Origin of the sequence: Arthrobacter sp. GAS37 (genome assembly GCF_044908325.1) — a bacterium.
Lineage (GTDB): Bacteria > Actinomycetota > Actinomycetes > Actinomycetales > Micrococcaceae > Arthrobacter > Arthrobacter ramosus.
Genome location: NZ_JBIYDB010000058.1, coordinates 1 through 21091 on the forward strand (window position 1 = coordinate 1; position 21091 = coordinate 21091).

General features: G+C 62.1%; 18 protein-coding genes and 1 pseudogene. 8 read left to right on the forward strand and 11 right to left on the reverse strand.

Annotation, left to right across the window (positions count from 1 at the left end):
• Both ABH924_RS23495 and ABH924_RS23500 read right to left on the reverse strand, forming a co-directional pair.
• Positions 1-2180: pseudogene (locus ABH924_RS23495) on the reverse strand (hypothetical protein); the annotation flags it as partial.
• A 217-nt stretch (positions 2181-2397) separates the two neighbouring features.
• Positions 2398-3987, reverse strand: a complete 1590-nt coding sequence (locus ABH924_RS23500) for a sigma-70 family RNA polymerase sigma factor (protein ID WP_404502749.1) — start codon at positions 3985-3987, stop codon at positions 2398-2400.
• Positions 3988-4102: 115 nt separating this feature from the next.
• Between ABH924_RS23500 and ABH924_RS23505 the strand changes: the two genes are divergently transcribed.
• From ABH924_RS23505 to ABH924_RS23520, 4 genes are all read left to right on the forward strand, one after another.
• Positions 4103-4867: a hypothetical protein gene (locus ABH924_RS23505; protein WP_404502751.1), complete on the forward strand. Its 765-nt coding sequence runs from the start codon at positions 4103-4105 to the stop codon at positions 4865-4867.
• Positions 4868-5210: 343 nt separating this feature from the next.
• Complete coding sequence (locus ABH924_RS23510; RefSeq protein ID WP_404502753.1) at positions 5211-5711, forward strand: hypothetical protein; 501 nt, start codon at positions 5211-5213, stop codon at positions 5709-5711.
• 133 nt (positions 5712-5844) lie between these two features.
• Positions 5845-6165 carry a winged helix-turn-helix domain-containing protein gene (locus tag ABH924_RS23515; RefSeq protein WP_404502755.1) on the forward strand — a complete coding sequence of 107 codons (321 nt, stop codon included), beginning with the start codon at positions 5845-5847 and terminating at the stop codon, positions 6163-6165.
• A complete protein-coding gene (locus ABH924_RS23520) occupies positions 6162-6743 on the forward strand; it encodes a hypothetical protein (protein WP_404502757.1) in 582 nt (193 codons plus the stop codon). Before ABH924_RS23515 ends, ABH924_RS23520 begins: the two co-directional genes overlap by 4 nt.
• Positions 6744-7719: 976 nt before the next feature.
• On the opposite strand, the gene ABH924_RS23525 is transcribed toward ABH924_RS23520, so the two are convergent.
• From ABH924_RS23525 to ABH924_RS23535, 3 genes are all read right to left on the reverse strand, one after another.
• Entirely contained in the window at positions 7720-8163 is a 444-nt protein-coding gene (locus ABH924_RS23525; protein WP_404502759.1) for a VOC family protein, read from the reverse strand.
• Between the two features lie 658 nt (positions 8164-8821).
• Positions 8822-9220 (reverse strand): hypothetical protein, encoded by a 399-nt coding sequence (locus ABH924_RS23530; RefSeq protein WP_404502761.1) that lies wholly within the window; start codon positions 9218-9220, stop codon positions 8822-8824.
• A 314-nt stretch (positions 9221-9534) separates the two neighbouring features.
• Complete coding sequence (locus tag ABH924_RS23535) at positions 9535-10038, reverse strand: hypothetical protein (protein ID WP_404502763.1); 504 nt, start codon at positions 10036-10038, stop codon at positions 9535-9537.
• 1554 nt (positions 10039-11592) lie between these two features.
• Here ABH924_RS23535 and ABH924_RS23540 point away from each other — a divergent pair.
• Positions 11593-12585 (forward strand): LacI family DNA-binding transcriptional regulator, encoded by a 993-nt coding sequence (locus tag ABH924_RS23540; protein ID WP_404502765.1) that lies wholly within the window; start codon positions 11593-11595, stop codon positions 12583-12585.
• A 619-nt stretch (positions 12586-13204) separates the two neighbouring features.
• On the opposite strand, the gene ABH924_RS23545 is transcribed toward ABH924_RS23540, so the two are convergent.
• On the reverse strand, positions 13205-15415 hold the full coding sequence (locus tag ABH924_RS23545; protein ID WP_404502767.1) for an RICIN domain-containing protein: 2211 nt from the start codon (positions 15413-15415) through the stop codon (positions 13205-13207).
• Positions 15416-16068: 653 nt separating this feature from the next.
• Here ABH924_RS23545 and ABH924_RS23550 point away from each other — a divergent pair.
• The 3 genes from ABH924_RS23550 to ABH924_RS23560 all read left to right on the forward strand — a co-directional run bounded on the left by ABH924_RS23550 (position 16069) and on the right by ABH924_RS23560 (position 17818).
• Positions 16069-16875 carry a VOC family protein gene (locus tag ABH924_RS23550; RefSeq protein ID WP_404502768.1) on the forward strand — a complete coding sequence of 269 codons (807 nt, stop codon included), beginning with the start codon at positions 16069-16071 and terminating at the stop codon, positions 16873-16875.
• 2 nt (positions 16876-16877) lie between these two features.
• On the forward strand, positions 16878-17177 hold the full coding sequence (locus ABH924_RS23555; RefSeq protein ID WP_404502770.1) for a hypothetical protein: 300 nt from the start codon (positions 16878-16880) through the stop codon (positions 17175-17177).
• Between the two features lie 296 nt (positions 17178-17473).
• Positions 17474-17818, forward strand: coding sequence for a hypothetical protein (locus tag ABH924_RS23560; RefSeq protein ID WP_404502772.1), 345 nt, complete (start codon positions 17474-17476; stop codon positions 17816-17818).
• A gap of 533 nt (positions 17819-18351) precedes the next feature.
• Here ABH924_RS23560 and ABH924_RS23565 read toward each other — a convergent pair.
• The 5 genes from ABH924_RS23565 to ABH924_RS23585 form a co-directional block, all read right to left on the reverse strand.
• Positions 18352-18507, reverse strand: a complete 156-nt coding sequence (locus tag ABH924_RS23565; RefSeq protein WP_404502782.1) for a DUF5808 domain-containing protein — start codon at positions 18505-18507, stop codon at positions 18352-18354.
• Positions 18508-18980: 473 nt separating this feature from the next.
• Positions 18981-19262, reverse strand: a complete 282-nt coding sequence (locus ABH924_RS23570; RefSeq protein ID WP_404502774.1) for an HU family DNA-binding protein — start codon at positions 19260-19262, stop codon at positions 18981-18983.
• A 294-nt stretch (positions 19263-19556) separates the two neighbouring features.
• Positions 19557-20141, reverse strand: a complete 585-nt coding sequence (locus ABH924_RS23575; RefSeq protein ID WP_404502776.1) for a hypothetical protein — start codon at positions 20139-20141, stop codon at positions 19557-19559.
• A 21-nt stretch (positions 20142-20162) separates the two neighbouring features.
• Positions 20163-20693, reverse strand: a complete 531-nt coding sequence (locus ABH924_RS23580; RefSeq protein WP_404502778.1) for a hypothetical protein — start codon at positions 20691-20693, stop codon at positions 20163-20165.
• A gap of 113 nt (positions 20694-20806) precedes the next feature.
• Positions 20807-20962, reverse strand: coding sequence for a hypothetical protein (locus tag ABH924_RS23585; protein WP_404502780.1), 156 nt, complete (start codon positions 20960-20962; stop codon positions 20807-20809).
• Positions 20963-21091: the final 129 nt, after the last annotated feature.

Genomic DNA, 21091 nt, shown 5'->3' on the forward strand with positions numbered 1-21091 from the left:
CCCGTGTTCGAGACCACGAACGAGTAATGCAGTGTCCCGCCGGCGACCAGGTTCGTTTCCGCGACACTCTTCACCAGGGACAGGGACGGGGTCTGGAAGACCTGGACTGTGGCGCTGGAGGTTGCCGTGACGTTTGGTCCTGAAGGCGGTGTCCCGGTTGCTGTTGCCGTGTCGTTGACGCTGCCGTTGTTCAGATCAGCCTGCGTGACCGTATACGTGGCCGTGCAGGTTGTCGATGCGCCGGGAGCAAGCGAAGAGGATCCTGGTGGGCAGGAAATCGCGGAGAGGTCGCTGTTCAGCGCCGGTGCGACCTGGACGTCGGTGACTCCGACGTTACTCAGGGTCACGTTGCCGGTATTGGTGACCAGGAAGCTGTAAGAGATGCTCTGCCCGACCGCGAATACGCTGCCTGGTGATGCCGATTTCACGACCGTGATCGCCCGGGCCTGAACGGCGGGCACCATGGCGCTGGAGGTCGCGGTGACGTTCGGGCCCGACGGCGGTTTCCCGGTTGCTGTTGCGGTGTTGGAAATCCTGCCGGCGTTGATGTCCGCCTGCACGGTCGTGTAGGTAGCGGTGCAGGTTACCGAGGCGCCGGGGGCCAGTGAGGTGGCTCCGGCGGGGCAGGTGATCGCGGACATCGTGCCTGTGCCGCCGGTGGTGAAGACATCTGTCACGGTCACCGGGGCCAGGGTGACATTTCCGGTGTTCGTCACGACGAAGGTGTAGTTGATTGTCTGGCCCGGGGCGTTGACCGAGGCCTGCGTGGCGGACTTCACCACCGACAACGAAGGCGCCGCGAGGATCGGCACTCTGGCATTGGAGGGGGCGGACGTCGGTGCCGTGAGGCCTGCGGGTGGCGTTGCCGTGGCGGTCGCGGTGTTGGTGACTGAACCATTGTTCACGTCGGTCTGCGTGAGCGTGTATGTCGCGGTGCAGGTCACGGACGCGCCCGGGGCGAGCGGACCCGGCGGGCAGCTGATTGCCGACATGGTTCCGGAGCCCGAGAAGGCCGTCTCGGAGACCGTGGGATTGGTCAGTGTCACGTTGCCGGTGTTCTTTACCAGGAATGAATAGGTGATCACCTGGCCGGCGGTGTAGCTGGCTGGGCTCGAGGGTGAGGCTGACTTCACAAGCGAAATCGCCGGAGACTGTGTTGCAGTCAACACGGCCGAGCTGGGTGCGCTGGTCGCTGTTGCGCTGGTCGGGTCTGTTCCTCCGGCGGTCGCCGTGTTAGTGACCTTGCCGGCGTCCACGTCGGCCTGTGTGGGTGTATAGGCCGCAGTGCACGTCATGGACGCGCCGATGGCCAGGCTGGTCGAGGGACAGGTGATCGGTCCCAGGGTCCCCGTGCCGCTGAACGCTGTATCTGTGACTGCCACTCCGGTCAGGGCCGAGTTTCCGGTGTTCTTGACAAGGAACGAGTACGTGACAGGCTGACCTGCAGCGGTGATCGTGGACGGCGACACCGATTTCGCCAGCGAGATGCTCGATGCAATCGGAGTGACACCGAGGACCAGAGAGAACCAATCATTGGTGGTTCCGGTCCCGGCATAACCGAACCCGACGGTAATACTGTTCACGAACTGTGTCGTGGTGTGGATGTCGTAACTTCCACACCCGAATCCGTCTGTCGGGGTCGGAGCACAACTGTTTCCGGACGCGGGCTGGCCGATGAAGCTGCCCGGGTTGGTAATTCCGACGGTTGATCCGCCGTTCTGTATGGACATGTTTGGGGACTGGGAGCCGGCGGAGTCGAGGCTGAAGGTACCGGAAGAAAGAGTCATCGGGGAGTCGTGGTACGTAAGAACAGCGCCGTTGCTCGAAGAGTTCGCGCCGACGTCTCCCGTGTAGAGGATCGGGGTCTTGACGGGTTTGGAGAACGAGTAGGTAATGGACCCGCAACCGCTCGTAGCCGGGTCTATACAGTTGACGATGCTGACCTGGAGCGCCTGAGTGGTCGTGGTCGGGGCGTAGGACGGAGTGGGGCCCGAAAATACCAGCGACCCCGAACCAACAAACGTTGCCGGCCCGGTCAAGGTCGCCGTAACCACGACGCCGCTCGACGTTGTGCCGGTCGCGACGTTCCCTGCAATCGTCCACGTGGCAGGGTATTCGGAACCTGCAGGCACTGCCTTCGCGCTCGTCGCACCGAAGCCGAGCCCCGTGAAACTCAGCATGGTCAAAACAATCAGCAGGGTGCAGAGAAACGCAAGTGGTCTCGCGTGCAACGTCTTCAATGCGGTCCCTCCGGAACGTCTGTTCACCGGTCCGCATCAACTACGCGTCAGAACATCATTGTTGATTCAACCAAGTGGAAAATACCTAACACTTATCCTGTAGGGAACATCTTGCATACGTGTCGCAAAACCAGCGGTAGTAGTTAACTATTTAAAATTATTGTCTGGTGGACCAGACAAATCCTGAGGCGAAGGTCTTCTCGAGGATGTTTTGACCGCTCATTTGGTAAGTCAGGGTGTGATTTGCGGTGGCGGAAGTTGTCGTGATTCCGAAGCTGAACCCGAGGTTCCGGGGATTGATCATGGTGGTGCGGCAGGTCAGGCTCCGGCTGTTCGGCGGGGGTACAGGGCAACTCCACCCGCTCGGCGCAGCGATCGCGACCGGCAGGAAGCTGTCTTCCGGGTCCAGCGTGAAGGCGGTCTCTGCCGTGGACACGGCGGCGTCTCCGCTGAGGGTGAAGTCAACGGTGAGGTTCATCTGCGACGGGGTGGTGCCGGGCGCGGTCGAAAGAACCGCATCAACCAACCGCGCCGGCGTCGGTTGCGCCGTACTTCCCTGGACGCGCGGGAGTGAGGACACTGTCCCGGAATCGACCACGGTCAAAGGCGTCCCGGCCGCCGGTCTGGGCGTCCCGGCGGCAGGGGCCCCCGGAGCTTGTATTTCCGGCGTCGGGCTATCGGGAACAGCAGGTGCCGGGACCGGTGACGGGGGATTCGACGGGGATAGGGTCGGGGCGGCAACGGCCTGGCTTGCGACGGGGCCGGGTTCGGGGCCGGCGGGGTTGGAGGAAAGACCTGGATGCACTATCTGGTTGACCAGGACCGCAGCGGCTACGGCGAGTGCCGCGATGAGTGCAGCAAGTGCTGTTCCCTTGGCCGTATTTTTGGGACGCGGGTTCGTCGGGGCGGTGCCGCTCCCCTGCCCTGCGAAGGCCTTGATGATTTCCGGGGTGAAAAGGATTCCGGCGATCAGAGGGAAGACGGCTGCCCTCAGGCCGCTTTGGATGTCCGTGATTTCGGCAAGGGTGTTCGTGCATTTGGCGCACCCGTCCAGGTGGGCCTGGACGCGTTCCTTGGACGTGCGTTTGAGCCCGTCGCGGACGAAGCTGCCAAGCTGGGTGGCGAATTCGCTGCAAGGATCCTGCGGGGAAGTGCTGACGTGGTTGTTCAGGTACGAGCGCCGAAGGCCTTCCCTGGCCCGGATCAAAAGGGAGGACACCGCGTTGGGTGTCAGCCCGACCAGGGGGGCGGCCGCGGCGGGTTTCATTCCCTCGATGTCGACGTGCCACAGGACGGCCTGCCAGCGTTCAGGCAGCGATTTGAAGGCTTTCGCCATGGTCGTGGATTCGAACTCGGTCAGGACGGTGTCCTCGTCGAGGACGATTGAATCGAGTTGGGATTCATCGTGGGTCAGGAGGGTCCGTTGCCCTTGCCGGTTGCGTTCGTGGGCGGTCCGCCTGACCACGGTCAGCAGGTATGCCCGGAAGAACTGATCGGGTCCTTTGCCTGCGGTCAGGTTCTGGAATACCGAGGTGAAAGCGTCGGCGACAACATCGTCCCGGTCGCTGGCATTGTCCGTTTGCCGGTCCGCAACATAAACGGCGGCTCCACGGTGCCGCTCGTAGAGGACAGCAAAAGCATCCTCGTCACCGCTGCGGGCCTTTGCAATGAGTTGAAGATCGGTCTCTTTTGTTTTGCCCGGAGCACTATCCGCGGAGGGATGTGCGGGCCGTAAATCCTGCTCCACAGTTATCTAGTGTGACAGCAACCCGTTTCATGTTGGAAAACGGCCAAACCTTTCCCGGGGTTGTTGTTCTTCGCGTTTTCCAACATAATTCGTACCCGGCGCGCACAAATTGGGTATGAAGATCCAAACAGCACCGGTGATGCCCATTGCGAACGGAGCCTGGCGGCTCCTAGCGCGGTGGCGTGACCAGAGCCTGCTCGAGGGCTGGCGTTTCGCCGGCGACTGGTTCGTGCCCGAAGTCGAAGGAGTTGCCGGGAGCATCATGAACGAATCCCCGGTGGAGCACGCGGCCAGGCGTCTAGGCGCATCCCGCTCCTACAACGGGGTGGGCATCGGCGAAACGATGACTGATCTGAAAGCCCTCTTCACCGCTGCCGGACGTCCGGTTGACTACACCGCGTTCGAGGAGATCGCCGTCGGCTGGGTCGAGGCCACCGAGAGAGACCATCTGCCCTCGTCCTGCACGGACGTCACAACCGGGCTGGCCACGCCGGCCCATTTCGAACGGATCCTCCACGACGCGGGCCTTGCCACGGACAGGGCCGGCGATCTCGTATTGGGAACACTACGGTTTCCCGTCATGGACAAACGTCTGCGGGGGGACTGGTCCTTGGCCGCCGACGTAGGCCAGATTTGCACTCAGGAATTCAATGAATCAATTCCCCAGGTGTACAGGCGTGACACGATCCACTTCCTCATGAAAGTCACCACGGAGAACTTCACGGAGGCAGTCCGCTGCCGGGAACGGCTCGAGGCCCTTCGGAACGGTGTCCTGGGGGGCGGCGAGCTGACATACCGGCCGGTGCCGTCTTCTGAGGCTGAAGCCCTGAGCCTCGTGGCAGAACTGAGGGGCTCTCCCCCGCGGCGGAGTCAGCCATGACCGGCTTCGACCCCTCTTTGACACCCCACCGGCAACCCTCCGGCCTGACGGGAAACAGGAGCATGGACTTGTCCCGTTTCGACGCCATCATCGCCGCGGTTCTCACCCTCCAGGACGACAGGACGCCCGGGGATCAGGAAGCCGCGACCGCAACACGGCGGTTCACCCCGACGACCGTCCCGGGCTTCCAGGCACCCCCAGCCCAAGGGTCTCCCTCAACAACAAGAACCAGGGGCCGCCGGGCGCAGCGGGAGGCAAACGGCAGAACTAACAGATGGTTGAGCACCGTCTTCCAGATCAGGAGAGTATGATGCTGCAAATCCCTTTCAACCCAACCCGGGCAATGGACCGTCATAGACGCGAACAAGGCCCGGGAGACCCTGATGCGGCCTGGCCCGCCGGAGAATCCGGCCCCTTCCCGGCGCACGAGAACCTGCCATCGGAAAAGGACGATGGAAACGTCTCCGCGGGCGAGCATCCGCAAGCCTTCGGAGTACGTCTGATTCACTTCGCCAACAAGACGAACGCAGTTCACGGCGATGTCCTGACTTACTTCGCCTGGATCATCAACGAGTCAGACGAAGAACTCACCAAGGTCACCCTGGTCCTGCGCTCCTTCACCAACGCGGGCATGGAAAACCTCCACTACACCAGCGAACCGACCTCGCTCAGCCTCACCGACATGCCTCACGGCGGCGAAGCCCAATTTGTCTTCACCTATGTCGTCACCGAAAACGACGAACACCACGGCGGCGAACTCGTCAGCGCCATGGCCGTACAAGCGGTCACCGCTTCCGGAACAAAGCTCAGCGACGAATGCGACGCCATCACCCCGCTTGCCTAGCATGCCCCAGGGCCTTGGACCACACAAAATGACCGTTTCCTCACCAGACCAAACCCGGGCCGATCATGTTGTCTGGGTACCGGGGCCCGAATCTCGGACCGGTCGTTGGACTTGAAAGACGGAGAAACACGAAGTGCCAAATCAAAGGACCGCGCCGACCCTCAAGGTCCGGTCCAGACCGGCCGGGGCAGCCCTTGTCCGTAAGTACCTGGCAAGAAACGGGGCCAGCCGGGTCGCTGACATCTGCGAAGCAGTGGGACTCTCCAGAACCACCGTCCGCACGCACCTTTTGAATCTGGAATCCGCCGGTCTCGTACGCTCGGACCGCCCCCGCGAACTCAGGGCCCGGTTCACGCCGTACTTCTCCCTGGCTCCTGGTCCGGCCGATGACCAGCTGATGGAGCACGAGGAGTGCCGTCAAACGGACCGCCGAATGGGAACAGACCAACAATGACCGAACAGCAGTTGGAGGACCGAGCGCATTGGGAAAAAGTCGGAGCCGTGTCCACCAGGATCTTTTGGAGCGCGGGGGGCGCGTGGGCGGCATTGACCCTTTGGGGTCTACAAATCGGCGGACCCGGCGGAGCCGTGCGCGAGGCCATTGCAGCTGTTGCGCTTTTCGTTGCCGGCATGGCTGCTGCTGCATGGCTGTCGACGTGGGTCCTGCTCCTTCCCGCTCGACGGCTGAAACGGGCTGAACAGCGGCGGCAACACGTCGCGCACATGGCGGCAATCTTCCGCGACGCAGCCGCTTCCGCTCGCGCCAATGGTTTGCGCCTAGTACGGATCCGCACCATCTACCAAGTAGCTCAACGAGGCACGAAGTGCCTCGTTGAGAATGAAGACGGATCCATCCAGGATGTCTGGTTCTGGTTCTACTTTCCCCACATCGGTCAAGTACTGGTGGTGGACGGCGGAACTGGCTACGGGCAGCACACACACAGGGACGGAGTCCTGTACATCGGTTCGCACTCGGGACAACACGGAGTTCACGGGCAAATACCGCCCCAAGCCTGGCTCGCTGCCCGATAAACACAGCGACTCTTCCGGGGGAACCAACTGCAATTGAAGGCTGTCACGATAATGGTGGACCCCTGGTTGCAGGTCTAGTTTAGTTTGATGGCCTTGGTGGGGCCGGAGTATGCAAATTGAGGACCTAGTCGCCGAAGCTGCGAATGGTCCTGGTGATGTAGCTGGCCGCCTGAGGAAACGAACACCAGGGTGCGTTAGCGACGGCGTCGATTCTTAGCGTACGGTGTGGCCTTTCCTGTCTGAGAGTCGGGTGAGCATCTTGAAGACGTTCGGTTCTGAGAACAGGCTGACGCGGCGCTGCCCTGGCCTCGCGCCACGTCATCAAACCCGGCAACCACAGGCGCTGCGCCGCACGGCACCTTTAGCGTCTGACCCGTCGATGTCTCGGTGTCAAGCATGATGCTGCTCAGGCGGCGGAAGATCTGGGGACGATGTATCGCTTGAGGCATTGGCGGATTTCGTACCGGCTCTTCCCCCGGCAAGTCGCCATTCGATGTAGGCGCGGGTCTTGTCGTCCTAAACGCTGCGAACTTTCGGGATCATGTCGAGGGTCTGGTTGAGTTTGCGGTCCCAACGTCGAGGTGTCCTGCGTCCGACCCGTGGCGGTTTCGATGACGGCGTACGTATGCGTTCTAGCGTGGGTATCAACGCCCACGACATGCTGCTACTACAGTCACGCAGCATCTCCTTTCAAGTTCGACAGTATGGTTTCCCGCCGTCGGTTTGGGTGGTTGTCGCGAGGCGTATCTCTAACGAGTCATTCGGCCGCGGCCGTGGACGACCTTCTATCAAGCCATCCCGGCGTCAGCCAGCCCCAGACCAGCCACAACCATTAGAGATACCTCACTGTTTCACAAGCCACCCCGGTCTAAGCGGAATTCGGGTTTCCGGGTGGAATGAAACCACGCGACAGGCCCGGCGGGTAGCCAGTCAAGGACTGGTTCGTTGCTGGGAATTCAGCACTGCAGGCAGGCTCTCAGACCGGCTCCCAGGGGGGCTTGGCGTCCGGTGCGGCGGGCCGCATGCTGACTATCCACGCAACACCGTACCGGTCGATGCATGTCCCGAAGATACCCCCGCCCGGATCGGAGGCCAACGGAACAATGATCCGTCCTGTGCCGGAGAGCCCTTTCCAGTATCGCCACAATTCGTCCTGATCCTCACTGCTGATGACTACCGAATGATTGGTACCGGGAACATAGTCCATGCCGTCCGGCGTGTCAGCCGCCATCAAAACCAGGCCTCCGCCGGTAACGAGCATCGAATGAACGATCTTTGAGTCCTCCGCTGAAGCGTCACTACAGCGGAAGCTTTCAAAGGTATCCAAGGTCAGCTCCCCTCCGAACACCGACTGATAGAAACGCATAGCGGCTTCAGCCGTATTGCGGAAACTCAAATACGGGCTCAAAAATGTCCCCACGAATCAGTCTCCCCTTTGACCGGTAGCCGCATCAGGCGTCCGCCGCTTTCCGTTGCTCATCTTTTTCCATCCTCCTGCGATCCTGCCCCATCCGGACATGCGGGGAATCCTCCCGCCCTTGCCCTCAAGAGCCACGCAGCCTCACACGTCCCGCTAATTGTCTAGTGTCCCGGGCACCCGGATCATGTCGCCGAAACCGCCAATTCCTTCGGCTGTCAGTGCAGTCACCGGACCCGCAACAGCAGCCTGCGACATGCACTCCTGATTCCGGCCGCAGCGCGGACGCCGAACCGCCTGCGAGGAAAGCCGGCCGGCGCAGGACGCGGCGATTTCGGCCATGGTGAATTGCTGTGTGTGGCACATGCGCCGGATTTGGTTGATGAGCCCGGGGATCATCTTCGGGTTGCGTCCGTTCCCTGCAGCCCGGCGCGTGCGCCGGCGGAGAGTGGCGGGAGTGCGGAGTTGCCGGTGCTTGCTGGGGTCTCCAGGTGTTCCTGCTTTCTGCTGAGAAAGCCGGTCAACGGGGCCTCAGCATCGCTCCTCTTGCGATTCCAACTGTTTCTGCTGTCTTCGGTCAGGAGCTCCAGAGCCGGGATGTCCTCCTCTGGCGGGCAGCTTCCGGTGCTGCGTTGGCACGGGCGCTGTGGGGGTGGGAAAGTCACTGCCCCGTGATGAGTGTGGCGAGCTTTTCCTTGACTTGATCGACCGGCTTCGTGTTCCCGGGCACCGCAAGGGTGATTCTGGTGATGATTTGCCCGTTGACGGTTTCCAGGATGCACTCGGCTCTGGTTGCCAGCTGGGTTGTGGTGAACCACCCTTTCTCCCAGGGGCCTTGGACCGGTAACGGAGTCATCATGAGCCGGGGCAGGGGTATCTTCGACAGTGTCGCCCGGTCCGGGTAGATGGTTCTCGTGATGGTCAGGGCATTGCCGGGGTCCGGTTCCTGCCCGGCAGGGTACGGCGCGAGGCCGTAGGTGCAGCTGGTTTCCACGGCGCCTTCACGCTCGTCCTTGACCAGTGCCGCTGACTGGATCTGCGCAGCGACGGGGCCCAGCACGGCCCGGATTCTATCGGGGTAGGGCGTGTTGCAGTCCCCTTCAGCCACCGGGCTCAGGGCGTCGGCGGTCGTGCCGGGGGACGCATTGCCACCGGTTCCTGATGAATGCTCTGCTGATGATACGGCCGGAGGTGCAGGTGGGGAGGGTTCGCAGGCCGTCAACCACAGCCCGGAAAGAAAGAGGACAAGCCCCAGTGCACCTCCTCCGAACCGCGGCGCAGTGTCCAACCGCTTGACATGCCCACCTTGGCGCCGTCGGTCTGAGGCGCCGTCAAGGCCTCGCGAAGCGCTTCCGCCCGCGGAAGCCGTGCCGGTCACCGCAGTCCCCGAGTGATGAGGTACCCGTTCACAATCAAAGCGCCAACAAGCAGGACGCCAAGGACCTGTCCAACACCCGCGGGAACGGACGCTGCCGTTCGGGTGATGATTTCACCAATGCCGTTGACAACGGCCCCGGCACTAACGACAAGCACAGGAATAGTACGGTGCCGGTCCTCGAGGCAGTACCAGGAAATACCCGCGACCACGATAGAACCAAGGAATACCAACAACACACCCGGCCCGGTCTCCTGATGCCGCATGAGTATCCCTGATCCCGCCCACCCGAGCACGACGGACGTGACCGCCGCGCCGACAACTGCGGACGCTGCGAGGCGCCGCAGGAAATTGTTCGGCACTGATCGGATGACGGAAACCAGCAGTGGCGCGGCGTTGCCCATGATAAGGCCGCAGCCAATGAACACGGTCCATGCGACCGGCCACGCCCACCAGTCCCAGCCCGGTTCGAATCCCTTGGCGATTACTTCCGTTCGTACCATCTCGTCCTCTGTGCGTTTGCTGATCTTGCCGGGGAGCGGGCAATCTCCTGAACCTCGCCTGGCCTGGGAGTGCGCAGGCACGGACTTGTTTGAGGTTGAGTATTCTTTGCATCCCGGGGGCATCCGGCACCGGCGTCACTTCGGACGCACAACAATGAAGCCCCGTACTTAAGAAGTACGCATTTCACACGCGATCGTGTCGGGGAAAGTGTGGAATTTTTGGGGAAAGTGAAGACGACACGCCGAACGCCGGCCTCCCCTTAATCGAAGCTGCTTCGACTTCGATAGGCACGGTCATTCCCTGCATGCGAGCCAAACCGGCTCCATTACCGCTGACGTTCTGCAGATTCTTCGGCGGGTTGATCGGTCCCGCCGGCGTGCCTGGTTCGCCTGTTGGATTGGACTTCCATCCGTTCCAGCAGCGGCATCGCGGCGTCGCGACCTTCTCCTTTCAGACCCGCTGTGCTCACCCTTCCAGCCTCCGCCGGAGCGGTTTTACCTGGCTCCGAAATGCCTGGCCGGGCGAGTGTGGCTCACCGTGACGGTGCGGCGGTCAACAGTTCAGGGCGTATGCGCAGGAAAACCGGAGGCCCCCGGCGCGGGCAGGAACCCCGGTGACTGGTCGGTCACGGAACAGTGACACCCCGGCTGTTCCGGCGCCACGGAAGGCACGTTCCGGAATTGTGAGAATAATTCGACAGTCAAGAGACACGATCCGCTCCTCCCCGGTACTAGATAGTTGTCTGGCATGCGCGCAGCGCGCTTCCGAAGGCGTCCTGGTCGATGACCACCTCCTTGGAACCCCGCGACGTGTCAGACGGTGGTCCGGTCGGCGGCACTCCTATGCAGTCATCCGTCCCGGCCACACTTCACCGGTACCAGATGCCGGCATCGGCGTGCGGCCGGGATTGCGAACCCCGGCCGCACGCTCCGGGGCAGCCACAGTCATCCCCTTCAGGAACGCGGTCACCACACCGGCAGCGAGGGAGCCGTTTTCCTCGAAGGAACAGGTCCTGAACTCAGACCTCGGCGGATCGCCTGCCGACCCGAAATGCGTTCATCGGACCTGCCTCCAACAGACGATGAAAACGAGCCTGGGTGATCCCACCGTTTCGCAACACAATCTGGCCACCCCGAGACACTTCTTGATTCTCCGGACTGTGTAGGTCGGCAACTCCTGCGGTGCATCAGGCTTCCCGGGTAGCAGCCCTATACGGATAACGGGTCGGGCGAGGCCCTAGGCGGTGACAAACCCTTCCATCCCGCCGGGCCGCGTATTGCCGGCACGGCGGTCCCGGCAATGGCTGACGGCTGAGCTTGCGAAGCCCAGCGGCCAGTTCACCGTCTGAACGGCGGTGACAGTGAATGCGCCGTTGCGTTGGCGCTTGACATCGTCGCAGCCGCGGCCAGAAGACGACAAAGAAGATGCCGGCCGGGTCTGAACGGATCCAAAACCGGGGGCATTCCCATATTCGGAGCTAGAGTGGCTCGTCCAAGTAAACTGATTACTGGAGGAGATCATTGGCATTGTCTGCAGGTAGGCGCGCGACCGCGATGCGTGACGTGGCAATGGTTGCCGGCGTCTCGGCACAGACGGTGTCGCGCGTGCTGGGCGGCCGTCCCAATGTTCAGGAAGCAACCCGCGCCAAAGTACTTGCCGCCGTCAAGCAGCTGGGCTATCACAGGACCAACACTGCGCGCGCACTCGTGACCGGCCAGTCAATGACAGTGGGCGTTTTGACCCTTGCCTCAGGCTACTACTCGCGGGCCGCCCTGGTATTGGGAATCGAACGCGCCGCCCGGCAGTCGGAATATACTGTAAACGCGACTACAACGGATTCCCTTGCCATCCCGGCCGTCAGCGAATCCCTCCGCCAGCTCATCCAGCAAGGTGTCGACGGGATCATTATCGCCGTGCCACTTCTGGACACCGATGACTCTCTCGAGGCCCTGACAAAGGTTGTTCCGACCCTGACACTCGATGGGGCACGCACATCTTCGGCCGACGTCGTAGCAGTGAATCAAACCATGGCGGTCCGGTTGGCAATGAAACATCTGCTGGATCTTGGCCACCGTACCGTCTGGCATGTTTCAGGCCCCCCGGAATGGAGCGATGCGGCCAGCAGGGTCGCCGGATGGCGGGCCGCCCTTCAGGAAGCCGGCCGTGAAGTCCCTCCCGAGCTTCACGGAGACTGGTCCCCCGAATCCGGTTACCGCTGTGGTCTCATCCTGGCCGCCATGCCCGAAGTGACAGCTGTTTTGGTTGCGAGCGACGAAATGGCCTTCGGCGTCATGCGCGCACTCGCCGAGCTGGGCCGTCGGGTGCCCGAAGACATCTCCATCGTCGGAATCGATGACATTGCGCTGGCCGCTTACGCGACCCCTCCCCTGACCACAGTGAGCCAGTCCTTTGAGGCCACGGGCAGGCGCGCCTTCGAGCACCTGCTGCGCCAAATGAGGGACCCGGATACCGTGCAATTATCTGAAGCCGTTGCACCCACACTCATCGTTCGGGCAACGACAGCCCCTCCCCGAATTGAACCTTGAGGTCAGCGTGCCGTACCAAACCTCCGCGCACAGAAGGAAACTGATCGGCGGCGGTGGACCACGGTGAAACCAGCGCGATAGCGAAGGCACCGTCAAACCGCATCTTCAGCCTGCACCGTTCCGGTAACGCACGGGGCCACGACTTTGCAGCAGCTGAACAACTCTTGTTCCAGCTCGGACGGCTTCGAAGAGCTCTCCGTTTTGGCATGTATCCAACGGTGTTTCCCGACATCAACACCTCCGCCCATCATGGGCAGGAGCAGTCGGGAACGGAATTCCACTCTGACCTCAACCAGGCAGGTTCCCCGTCGAAACCACGAGCTGGCTCCCGGGGCAGGGCCCTACGCTCCCCCGACAATCTCCAGGATGTGAACAAAGCGGGAGAGCATTAGCAAGAGAACAGTCCCGAATGCCCTTCTCAAGCGATCAGAGCTGAGAAGGGGCCCGAACCCGGTATTCACCCGGTTCGGGCCCCTTGGCCAGCCTGGCGGCGCGACCCATTGATACGACCACACCTGTTGGTAGCCGCCTTGTTCAGCTCCGTAACAGGAGGTAGCCGGTAGTCAACGAAACTCCGCTGATCTTCCAGGCCCTAACCGTCACCGCATTTGGTGCGTGTTCAGATGTGTCTCCACTGCTGGTTGGTTCCGCCGGTACACGTCCAGACCTTGACCGCGGAGCCGTTGGCGGTGTTGTGGTCCATGACGTCGAGGCAGAGACCGGAAGCCTGGGAGACAATTGTTCCGTCGGAGTTCAGGGTCCACTTCTGGTTCGAGCCGCCGTTACAGTCCCAAATACCCACGTTCGAACCGGGAGCGGTTGCGTGGTTGAGGAGGTCAAGGCATTTGGTGTCCCCGAAAATACGAAGTTCACCAGCTGACGTCAGGTTCCACTTCTGGTTCGTGCCGCCGTTGCAATCCCAAATATCCTCCAGAGTCGCATTGGTTGTGGAACTGTTCGGGACATCAAGGCAGCGCCCCGAGCCGACACCGACCAAAGACCCTACTGCAGGTGCTTCCTGGAGGGTGATGGTTTGGTTTTGCGGGGTGGTGGTGTCCGCAGTGTTTCCTGTGGTGTTGGCCCAGTTACGGAAAGGGCTCGTTTGGGCGGTGCTGCCGGTGAGGCTGATGACCAGGCCGCTGTACCGGTTCGTGATGTGGTAGCTGCCGGCCAGGGTGGAAGATCCGCCCGTCGAGGGCGTGTTCAAGTCGGCCTGGATGAACCACTGCTGGCCCGCGTCCGTCCCCGCAATCGGAGCAAGGGCCGGCTTGGTCGCCCAGGCCCTGCTTGCCGCGACGGAAGAATCAACACCGAGGGCAAGACCGGAAACACTGTTGGTGATCCGGTAGGAACCGTCGTTGTTGCTGGTGAATTTCCACCCTTCAAACCCCGCCCCGGCCGGAGCGCTGGCCACCGCGGTGCCGTTGGCGCCGGACTGGGTAAGGAACTGCCCGGACCCCGATTTGATGTAGTACGCCTTGTTCGGATCCACTACCGGCGCTGCCGGGTTGTTCGAATCGATCGTCACGTCCACATGCTCCGAACTGGACACAGATCCGGAAGTGTTGGAGCAACTGAAGTAGCAGTAGGACCGGAAAGTCTTACCTAGGATATTTCCGGTCGTCGCGGTGGCGGAATCACCCATCCACCGGTACCAGGACTGCTGGGTGTAGTTGGGTGTGGAACCGATGTCCGTCCACTGCTGGGTTGCCAGATCATCCGTGGCATAGAAATGCAACGGCCTCGATACACCATCTCCCAGGTCGGTCTGCGGGGTGCCGATGTACTTGCCCAAATATGCGTCGTAGGAGACGTTCATGACGAAAAGGTCCGAACCGTTCTTGGGGAGCTGCCCGGCAGCTGCCTGCTGGCTGATGGTCCCGGCATTCTGTGGGTTGTAGTCCTGGTTCGCCGGAACATAACCGTTGGGGTAGTTGGTGGAGACGGAGGTGATGTTGCTTTCGCTGCCCCCGATTCCCGGGGTCTGCCACTGGCCGTTGTAGTACTTCTGCCACGATCCCTTGGCCATTTTCTGGGAGATAGGCGCCCGCGCGACGTGTTCCCCGAACCCGTCGGCACCCCAGCCGCCACCCTGGTTGATGACCCGTGAGCCGTAGTAGACGTAGAAGTAGCCGGAGGCGGCATCTACGACGAGGCGCTGATCGCCATCGCCGTAGTAATAGGTCTGGTTCGGGAACGCAGTCTTATCTCCTCGGGTCGTGCTGTACGGGGAGGTGATGGCGTGGTCCTTGATCGACCAGGTCTTCCCTTGGTCCTTCGACACCGCATAGTCGATCGCATCGAAGTGGACCCCGTCGCCCATCGGCTGGGGAGTGAACTCGTTGTGCACCAGCCCGTACCAATCCCCGGTATCAGGATCCACCCACGTACTTGAGAGATCGCAATAGTTGCGCTGTGAATAGCCGCTGCCGCTCGGGGCATTGGTAGCTCCCACGCCGGTGGGGCTGTTGTTGCACCGCCACGTTGTGTCCTTGTTGCTGTCCAAGGAGTTGGCTGGATTCACCGAGTCACTGATCGGAGAACGCGTGGCATTGTCAAAATTCGTTCCCGTGTAGAAATCCCACTTCCTCGACTCCGTCGAACCATAAAGGGCTGCCGACTGCTGGAAATAAAACGTGCCGTCCTTGTCGATGAAAGGATTCGCCGGCGTATCCGTAGCGTGTCCATCCTGCACGACAGCCCCACTGGACACCGCGAAAGTCGTCGCAGGAGCTGCCGTCGCCGAAGCACCCACCGGGTTTGTCGCCAAAGCCAGACAGGCGGTGGCAATCACCATCGCCGAGGCGTACAAACTACGTTGTTTCAACATTCCATTTTCCTTACTCGTTTCAGGGAAAATCCCAGGGGTGACTCAGGACCTGCCGTTGACGTGCAGACCCGTTTGCAAGCACCACGCGGACTCAGGGAACACAGCCGGCAATCATTGCCCCACGAAATGTTATCGATACCAACGATTGCCAGACCCCACTTTGAACCCTGTTCACCGGTCCCGTCAAGACTCTCCATGAGAATCAGCGCCCCACCACCCCGAGGCCACCGCCCAAGCTTCCCGACCGCGCGATCACCGACAGCAGCGTTCCGACGTGAACCTCAACCGGCTCGTTACGCCGTCTGGCAGGCCCACCCCAGCGACCCCGACCAGCTACTGGAGACAACACGCTCAGGACGTTGGTACTTCGAAGTCGTGCTGAACCATGGCTCGGCTGCCACATTCTGCAATTGTTCGAGCGACGGGATATTCCCGGGCGACCGTCATGGAGGAGGATCCGGTTTCGCACCTCAGGCGAAGCGTTGCATGGCAGGAGGGAAGATGCGGTCCGGACCGAAACACGTGCTTCATCCTCTTGAGAAACATCCGGTCAAGCATCCGGGATGCCTTTTTCCAACACGAACTGGAAACGGACAACACTTTATGTATGCCAAGTAAAACCGCCGCGTACGCGGCTCACTCAAAGGAATGCCATGCCTGTTCGCAATGAAAGCTGGCCCGAAGGAACCCCGAACTGGGTGGACGCCCAGGTGGATGACGTCAAGGCCGCAGCAGATTTCTATTCCCGGTTGTTCGGCTGGGATATCCAGGATGCCGGCCCGGAGGCGGGCGGATACCATATGGCTTTCCTTGGCGGTTTGCCGGTAGCCGGTATCGGCCCCAAACCCGAGAACGCCGGCCGGCTCCCTTCGGTATGGAACACCTACATCGCCACCGAGGACGCCGACGCCACCGCCGCGAAGATCACCGAAGCCGGCGGCCAGCTCATGATGGCCCCGTTCGATGTCATGGACCAGGGACGCATGACCGTCGCCCTGGACAAGGCTGGGGCCGTCTTCGGCATCTGGCAGTCAACCGGCCACAACGGCATCGGCCGCTACAACGAACCCGGAACCGTGTGCTGGAACGAGCTCCACACCCGCGAATACCAGCCGGCACGCGACTTCTACACCAGGGTTTTCGGCTTCAGCTACACGGACATCGGGGACGGCACCGAATTCGTCTACTCCACGTTCGAGCGCCCCCTGGACGGCGAGACCGTGGGCGGAGTCCACCATGACACCAACCTCCCGGACGAGGTTCCGAACTACTGGCTGACGTGGTTCCAGGTCGTCGACCCGGACGCCACCCTGGAGGCTGCTGCCGCTCTCGGCGCCACGACGCTCTTCCAGCCCATGGACAGCCCCTTTGGCCGCATGGCCATCCTCCAGGGCCCGCAGGGCGAAACCTTCGGAATCATCAACCCGCCCGCCGGGCAGGCCAACACCCAGGAGTCCTAGACATGGCACAGTTCCTCGTTACCTACCATGGGATGGGCCATCCGACCCCGGAAATGATGGAAGCCGGCAGGGAGGCCTTCCGTGCCTGGGTCGAAACCACGGGCGGCGCAGTCACCGACCCCGGCGCCCCGGTCAACTTCGTCGCCCGGCTTGCCGCGGGCGAGCCCGCACCCGGTGCCGAAATTGCCGGTTACTCGATCATGCAGGCCGAGTCGATCGCCGCTGCCCGGGCCATGCTCGCCGAGCACCCCTTCATTGCCCGCGGCGGTACGCTGCAGGTCAGTGAGTGCCTCGGCGTCTAAGCGCCCGCGCCACCGGAACGGGAACCATACCGGCCGACCGGACCGACGTGGGGGCTGTGAACAACGTTCGCAGCCCCCACGTCGGAACGATCATCATGCCCCGGTTTGGCTGGCGAAAGAGCCCCGGATCCCTCAGCGGCGACGCTGCCCAGACACCTCGCCGCTGAAAAGCGGGCACTCAGGCTTGCTCAGCAATCCACCCGCGGGAATGTCCGTTCGACGGTGAATCCGCCCTCGCCCGGGACTGCGCCGTCATCCTTTCGCTGCGGACGGAATCAAATTGTCAGGAAGAAAAGATGAAAAGGAACACAAGCCCGGATCCCGGAAGCGCCTGGCTTCCCGCAGCAGCGACTATCGTCGTGGTTGGCGCCTTTTGCCTCTTGGCACTCGGGGAACTTTATCTTTCCGCGTCGGCTCAAGCCACGGAAGCAACCGTCAACGGGGTGTTCCCACGGAGCATTTCGGGACTGACTATCGTGCAAGGATTCAAAGAGTCAGGGGGAACCGGGGTTCGCCTGGCTCCCGGGTCTGTTGCCTTCCTCATGATCCCTCTGGTCTCCGGGTTGGTGACCTTGATCCCCGGGGTGAAGGGCTTCGTAAAGTCCCTCGTCTCAGATCCGGCACCTTCCGACAGGCCGTGACCGCTTCATCGGAGGCATCGCCCTCCCGGACCTGGCCTCCGTCGGGAAATCCGCCCGCAGCGCCGACCCCGGACACCATCGCCGGCCGGCACCTCTCGGATTCACCGGCCATGTCGCCACTATCGGCAGGAACCAACCGCAGGAAGGCAATGTCAATGATGCCGGTCAAAACCAGAGCAATAGCTAGGGCGGGCAGCCTGTCGAGGACCCGGCGGTTCCCACTCTGGTAAAGAGCTTGGCGGACACCTCCGTGACGTGGCCTGGATGCAAAGCACGGCCGCGCGCTCGATTACATCCTTCAGCGGTCAGGACCTTTACCCGGGCCTCTGGTAAAAAGCCGGCTATATCCTTCACGCCCTGGCGAGTACGCAATGCTTCCTGGACGGGAACAAACGTACGGCATGGGTCGCCCCTGTTCTCTTCTCAGACAAAACGGTGAAACCCTTAGGCCAGTCCCGCACATCGCCGCCGAGGGCTTCGTGCTTTCGATAGCAACCGGGCTCTTCTCAGTTGAACAAGCCACCCGCTGGTGGTCAGGCGCCGAATCTGAGAGTGATCAGCAGGCCGATCAGCGCGACCACGCCGGCCAGGAGCATCGCTGCCCTGGGATTGGCGAAGTTCAGCGTCCATCCCAGACCGAAGCGGCGCGGAACCATCAGGGCGTGGTCTTCAGGGTTGATGTGGAACAGCCCGCCCCGCCAGTACTTGTCGCAGCGGGTCCGCGACCGTCGAGGTCACCACCGCGCCGGTCTTGCGGTTGAGCTGGATCAGGCCCCTGCTGGCGCAACAGGTCATAGGCTTTGTTCACGGTGTGGAAATTGATCCCGAAGTCCGCAGCGAGCGTCCTGGTAGCCGGCAACGAGCTAACCCTCGGCCAGCACGCCCTCGGCGATCCCATCACGATCCGGTCCCGCAGCCGCTGGTAGATCGGCACCTCGCTGGCCAGATCGACATTAAGGATCATCACTCACACCCCCCGCCATTTGTTCTATTAGTTATAGAACAAATGGCAGGAGGTGGCATCGTCGCCAGTCGGGGAGGCCGCCGTGTCGACACCCATCGCCGGGCACGTGAACATCGCTGACTCGCCGGACAACGACCGTAAGACCCGGGAAGGCCGTAGCACTCATGGGTGCGACGGCCTTCCCGCGTCCAGCTGTACTTAGTTGGCGACAGCAGCCTTCAGCTTCGACCCGGCAGTCAGCTTCACACCATGGCCGGCAGCAATCTGAATAACCTCACCAGTGCCCGGGTTACGCCCCGAACGGGCCGCCCGGTCTGTGCGCTCAACCCCAAGCCACCCCGGAATAGTGATCTTCTCACCAGCAGCAACCGAACTCTCGAAAACCTCGAACAACGCATCCAACACGGAATTAACAGCCTTCGTGCTCGTGCCGGCCTTACCGGCAACCTCGGAAACCAACTCGCTACGATTCATACCCAACTCCCTGACTCTCCTGGACTCTCCTGGACTCAACAAAACCCGCACCCGAGTGCAGGCCTTTGCCCGACAACCTACCAGCAAACAAACACGGACCGGCCCCGGCAGGCGGGTCAAGACAACGAGTGGAGGAAGCAGCGTTTCTCCCCCAGGGCTGAAGTCCGTTCCCAGCTGAGAGCAGGATGAGCTTGCCCAGTTTCGCGGCCAGGACCGGCGGGAGCTGGTCCAGATCCCCAAGGCCGATCGGACGGGTCCCGGCCGGGACCACAGGTGCCGCCCTGCGGATCGTTCCGACGCTCATGCGTTGCTCCCGGTCCGGAAGCCCGTGAGTGTCACCGTGTGTGTTTCGCCGGGCTCGAGCTGGACAGCGACCGGCACGGACTCCGCCGCGGCCGGTGAAAGCCCCGAATCCGTAGTGATGACCCCGGTCAGGGTATACGTGGCAGGGACAGGTTCGGAGTTCTTGACCGTGACCGTGCCCGACCAGATGCCGTCCTTGTCCGGCACACAATCAAAGCCTTCACTTCCGACATCGATCGAGGAAGCCATCAGGTCCGCCCACTCCCGGCCACCCCGGGCAACCGTGTCGAACCTGCCTCCGGAGATCTCCAGGGTGCATTGCGGGACAGCGGCCCGGTACGGGCTTCGCGGTGGTTGCCCGGCACCGTCTCGAGCTGGTCCGTGTCCGGTAGACGAACCTGCCAGGAATCCCGTGACGAACACCCCCACGGCCACACTGACGAACACCAGAAAGACCGAGACCCCCATCACGGCCCGCGCGAACCTCTCGGACCAGAACCAGGAACGGCCCGGCGAGGAAGGCGGCGTACCGTCCGTCCCGCCCTGCACTTCCACGTCGGTGCTGATGAAATACTGTTCCATCGCTACTCCACGGACCGTCAGTTAGCTGCAGCGGTAGATGGTCGGGACACCGTTCCGTGTGAAGCTCCCAAACGGGCGGGGTGCATAGCTGGCACCGGTTGTATTTCCCGCGACCATGGCCACGGCATCTGGATGATCAACGTAGCCCATCCCGCCGTCCAAAGAGCTGGCCTCAGCAGTTGCCTTGACGACACGCCCGGCTGTCACCGGAACGAAAGCCGGTGCGCAAAGCCTGGCGAGCTCCGCAGCGATGCTCCCCAGCGTTTGCTGACCATACATCGCCACATCATCCTGGGGTGCCGGGGCGAGGGCCGGAGGTGGCGCGACCACCGGTGCAGGTGCTGCAGCAGCAGCGGCCGGGGCTGGGGCTGGTGCGGCACCAACACCAGCAGCGGCCCCTGCGGCCGGAACGGCCACAGCCGCAGTGTCAGTGGGGGGTGCACCCGTCGTCGAGCTAGCCGACGGGGCCGCAGCAATGATCACGGTCTTCACCGGAACGGCTTTGAACCGGTCAGTGAACGTGAGCGGTGTTTGGTCCTGGTCATCCGCCATGCTGGGTCCCCCTCATTTTTCGTGTTCATTGAACTAGTGGTCGCGCACGCGGGAAAGTGACGATGATTCGGGCATGTTGTGCCCGGAAATTCAGATCCCCGGGCGCTTTCTTATTACTCGTAGCCTGCCGGGATCGACGGGAGCCCCAACGTGGTCACGGCCGTCGTCCAGTCCATGACCATGGCCTGCTGTGCCGGGGCAAGCTTCACCCGATGCTCACGGACGGCCTTGCACACGTAGTCCACCCGGTCCTTGGTGATATGGATCATCGAGGACGGCCCGCCCGTGCCGGGAAGGAAATAATTATCTAGAAGTGCCGGGTGTTCTCGAGTCCGGAATGGCCTATTCCGGACGGTGAGTGGTCAGGAGCCGGTGTCCGGCCAGTCGACGATACGCGG

What these genes read in the sequence shown, in the direction of transcription:
- ABH924_RS23505 (WP_404502751.1), top strand. Translation starts at nt 4,103, where the DNA reads ATGAAGATCCAAACAGCACCGGTGATGCCCATTGCGAACGGAGCCTGG.
- ABH924_RS23510 (WP_404502753.1), top strand. Translation starts at nt 5,211, where the DNA reads ATGGACCGTCATAGACGCGAACAAGGCCCGGGAGACCCTGATGCGGCC.
- ABH924_RS23520 (WP_404502757.1), top strand. Translation starts at nt 6,162, where the DNA reads ATGACCGAACAGCAGTTGGAGGACCGAGCGCATTGGGAAAAAGTCGGA.
- ABH924_RS23535 (WP_404502763.1), bottom strand. Translation starts at nt 10,038, where the DNA reads ATGGTACGAACGGAAGTAATCGCCAAGGGATTCGAACCGGGCTGGGAC.
- ABH924_RS23540 (WP_404502765.1), top strand. Translation starts at nt 11,593, where the DNA reads ATGCGTGACGTGGCAATGGTTGCCGGCGTCTCGGCACAGACGGTGTCG.
- ABH924_RS23545 (WP_404502767.1), bottom strand. Translation starts at nt 15,415, where the DNA reads ATGTTGAAACAACGTAGTTTGTACGCCTCGGCGATGGTGATTGCCACC.
- ABH924_RS23550 (WP_404502768.1), top strand. Translation starts at nt 16,069, where the DNA reads ATGCCTGTTCGCAATGAAAGCTGGCCCGAAGGAACCCCGAACTGGGTG.
- ABH924_RS23555 (WP_404502770.1), top strand. Translation starts at nt 16,878, where the DNA reads ATGGCACAGTTCCTCGTTACCTACCATGGGATGGGCCATCCGACCCCG.
- ABH924_RS23560 (WP_404502772.1), top strand. Translation starts at nt 17,474, where the DNA reads ATGAAAAGGAACACAAGCCCGGATCCCGGAAGCGCCTGGCTTCCCGCA.
- ABH924_RS23575 (WP_404502776.1), bottom strand. Translation starts at nt 20,141, where the DNA reads ATGGAACAGTATTTCATCAGCACCGACGTGGAAGTGCAGGGCGGGACG.
- ABH924_RS23580 (WP_404502778.1), bottom strand. Translation starts at nt 20,693, where the DNA reads ATGGCGGATGACCAGGACCAAACACCGCTCACGTTCACTGACCGGTTC.
- ABH924_RS23585 (WP_404502780.1), bottom strand. Translation starts at nt 20,962, where the DNA reads ATGATCCATATCACCAAGGACCGGGTGGACTACGTGTGCAAGGCCGTC.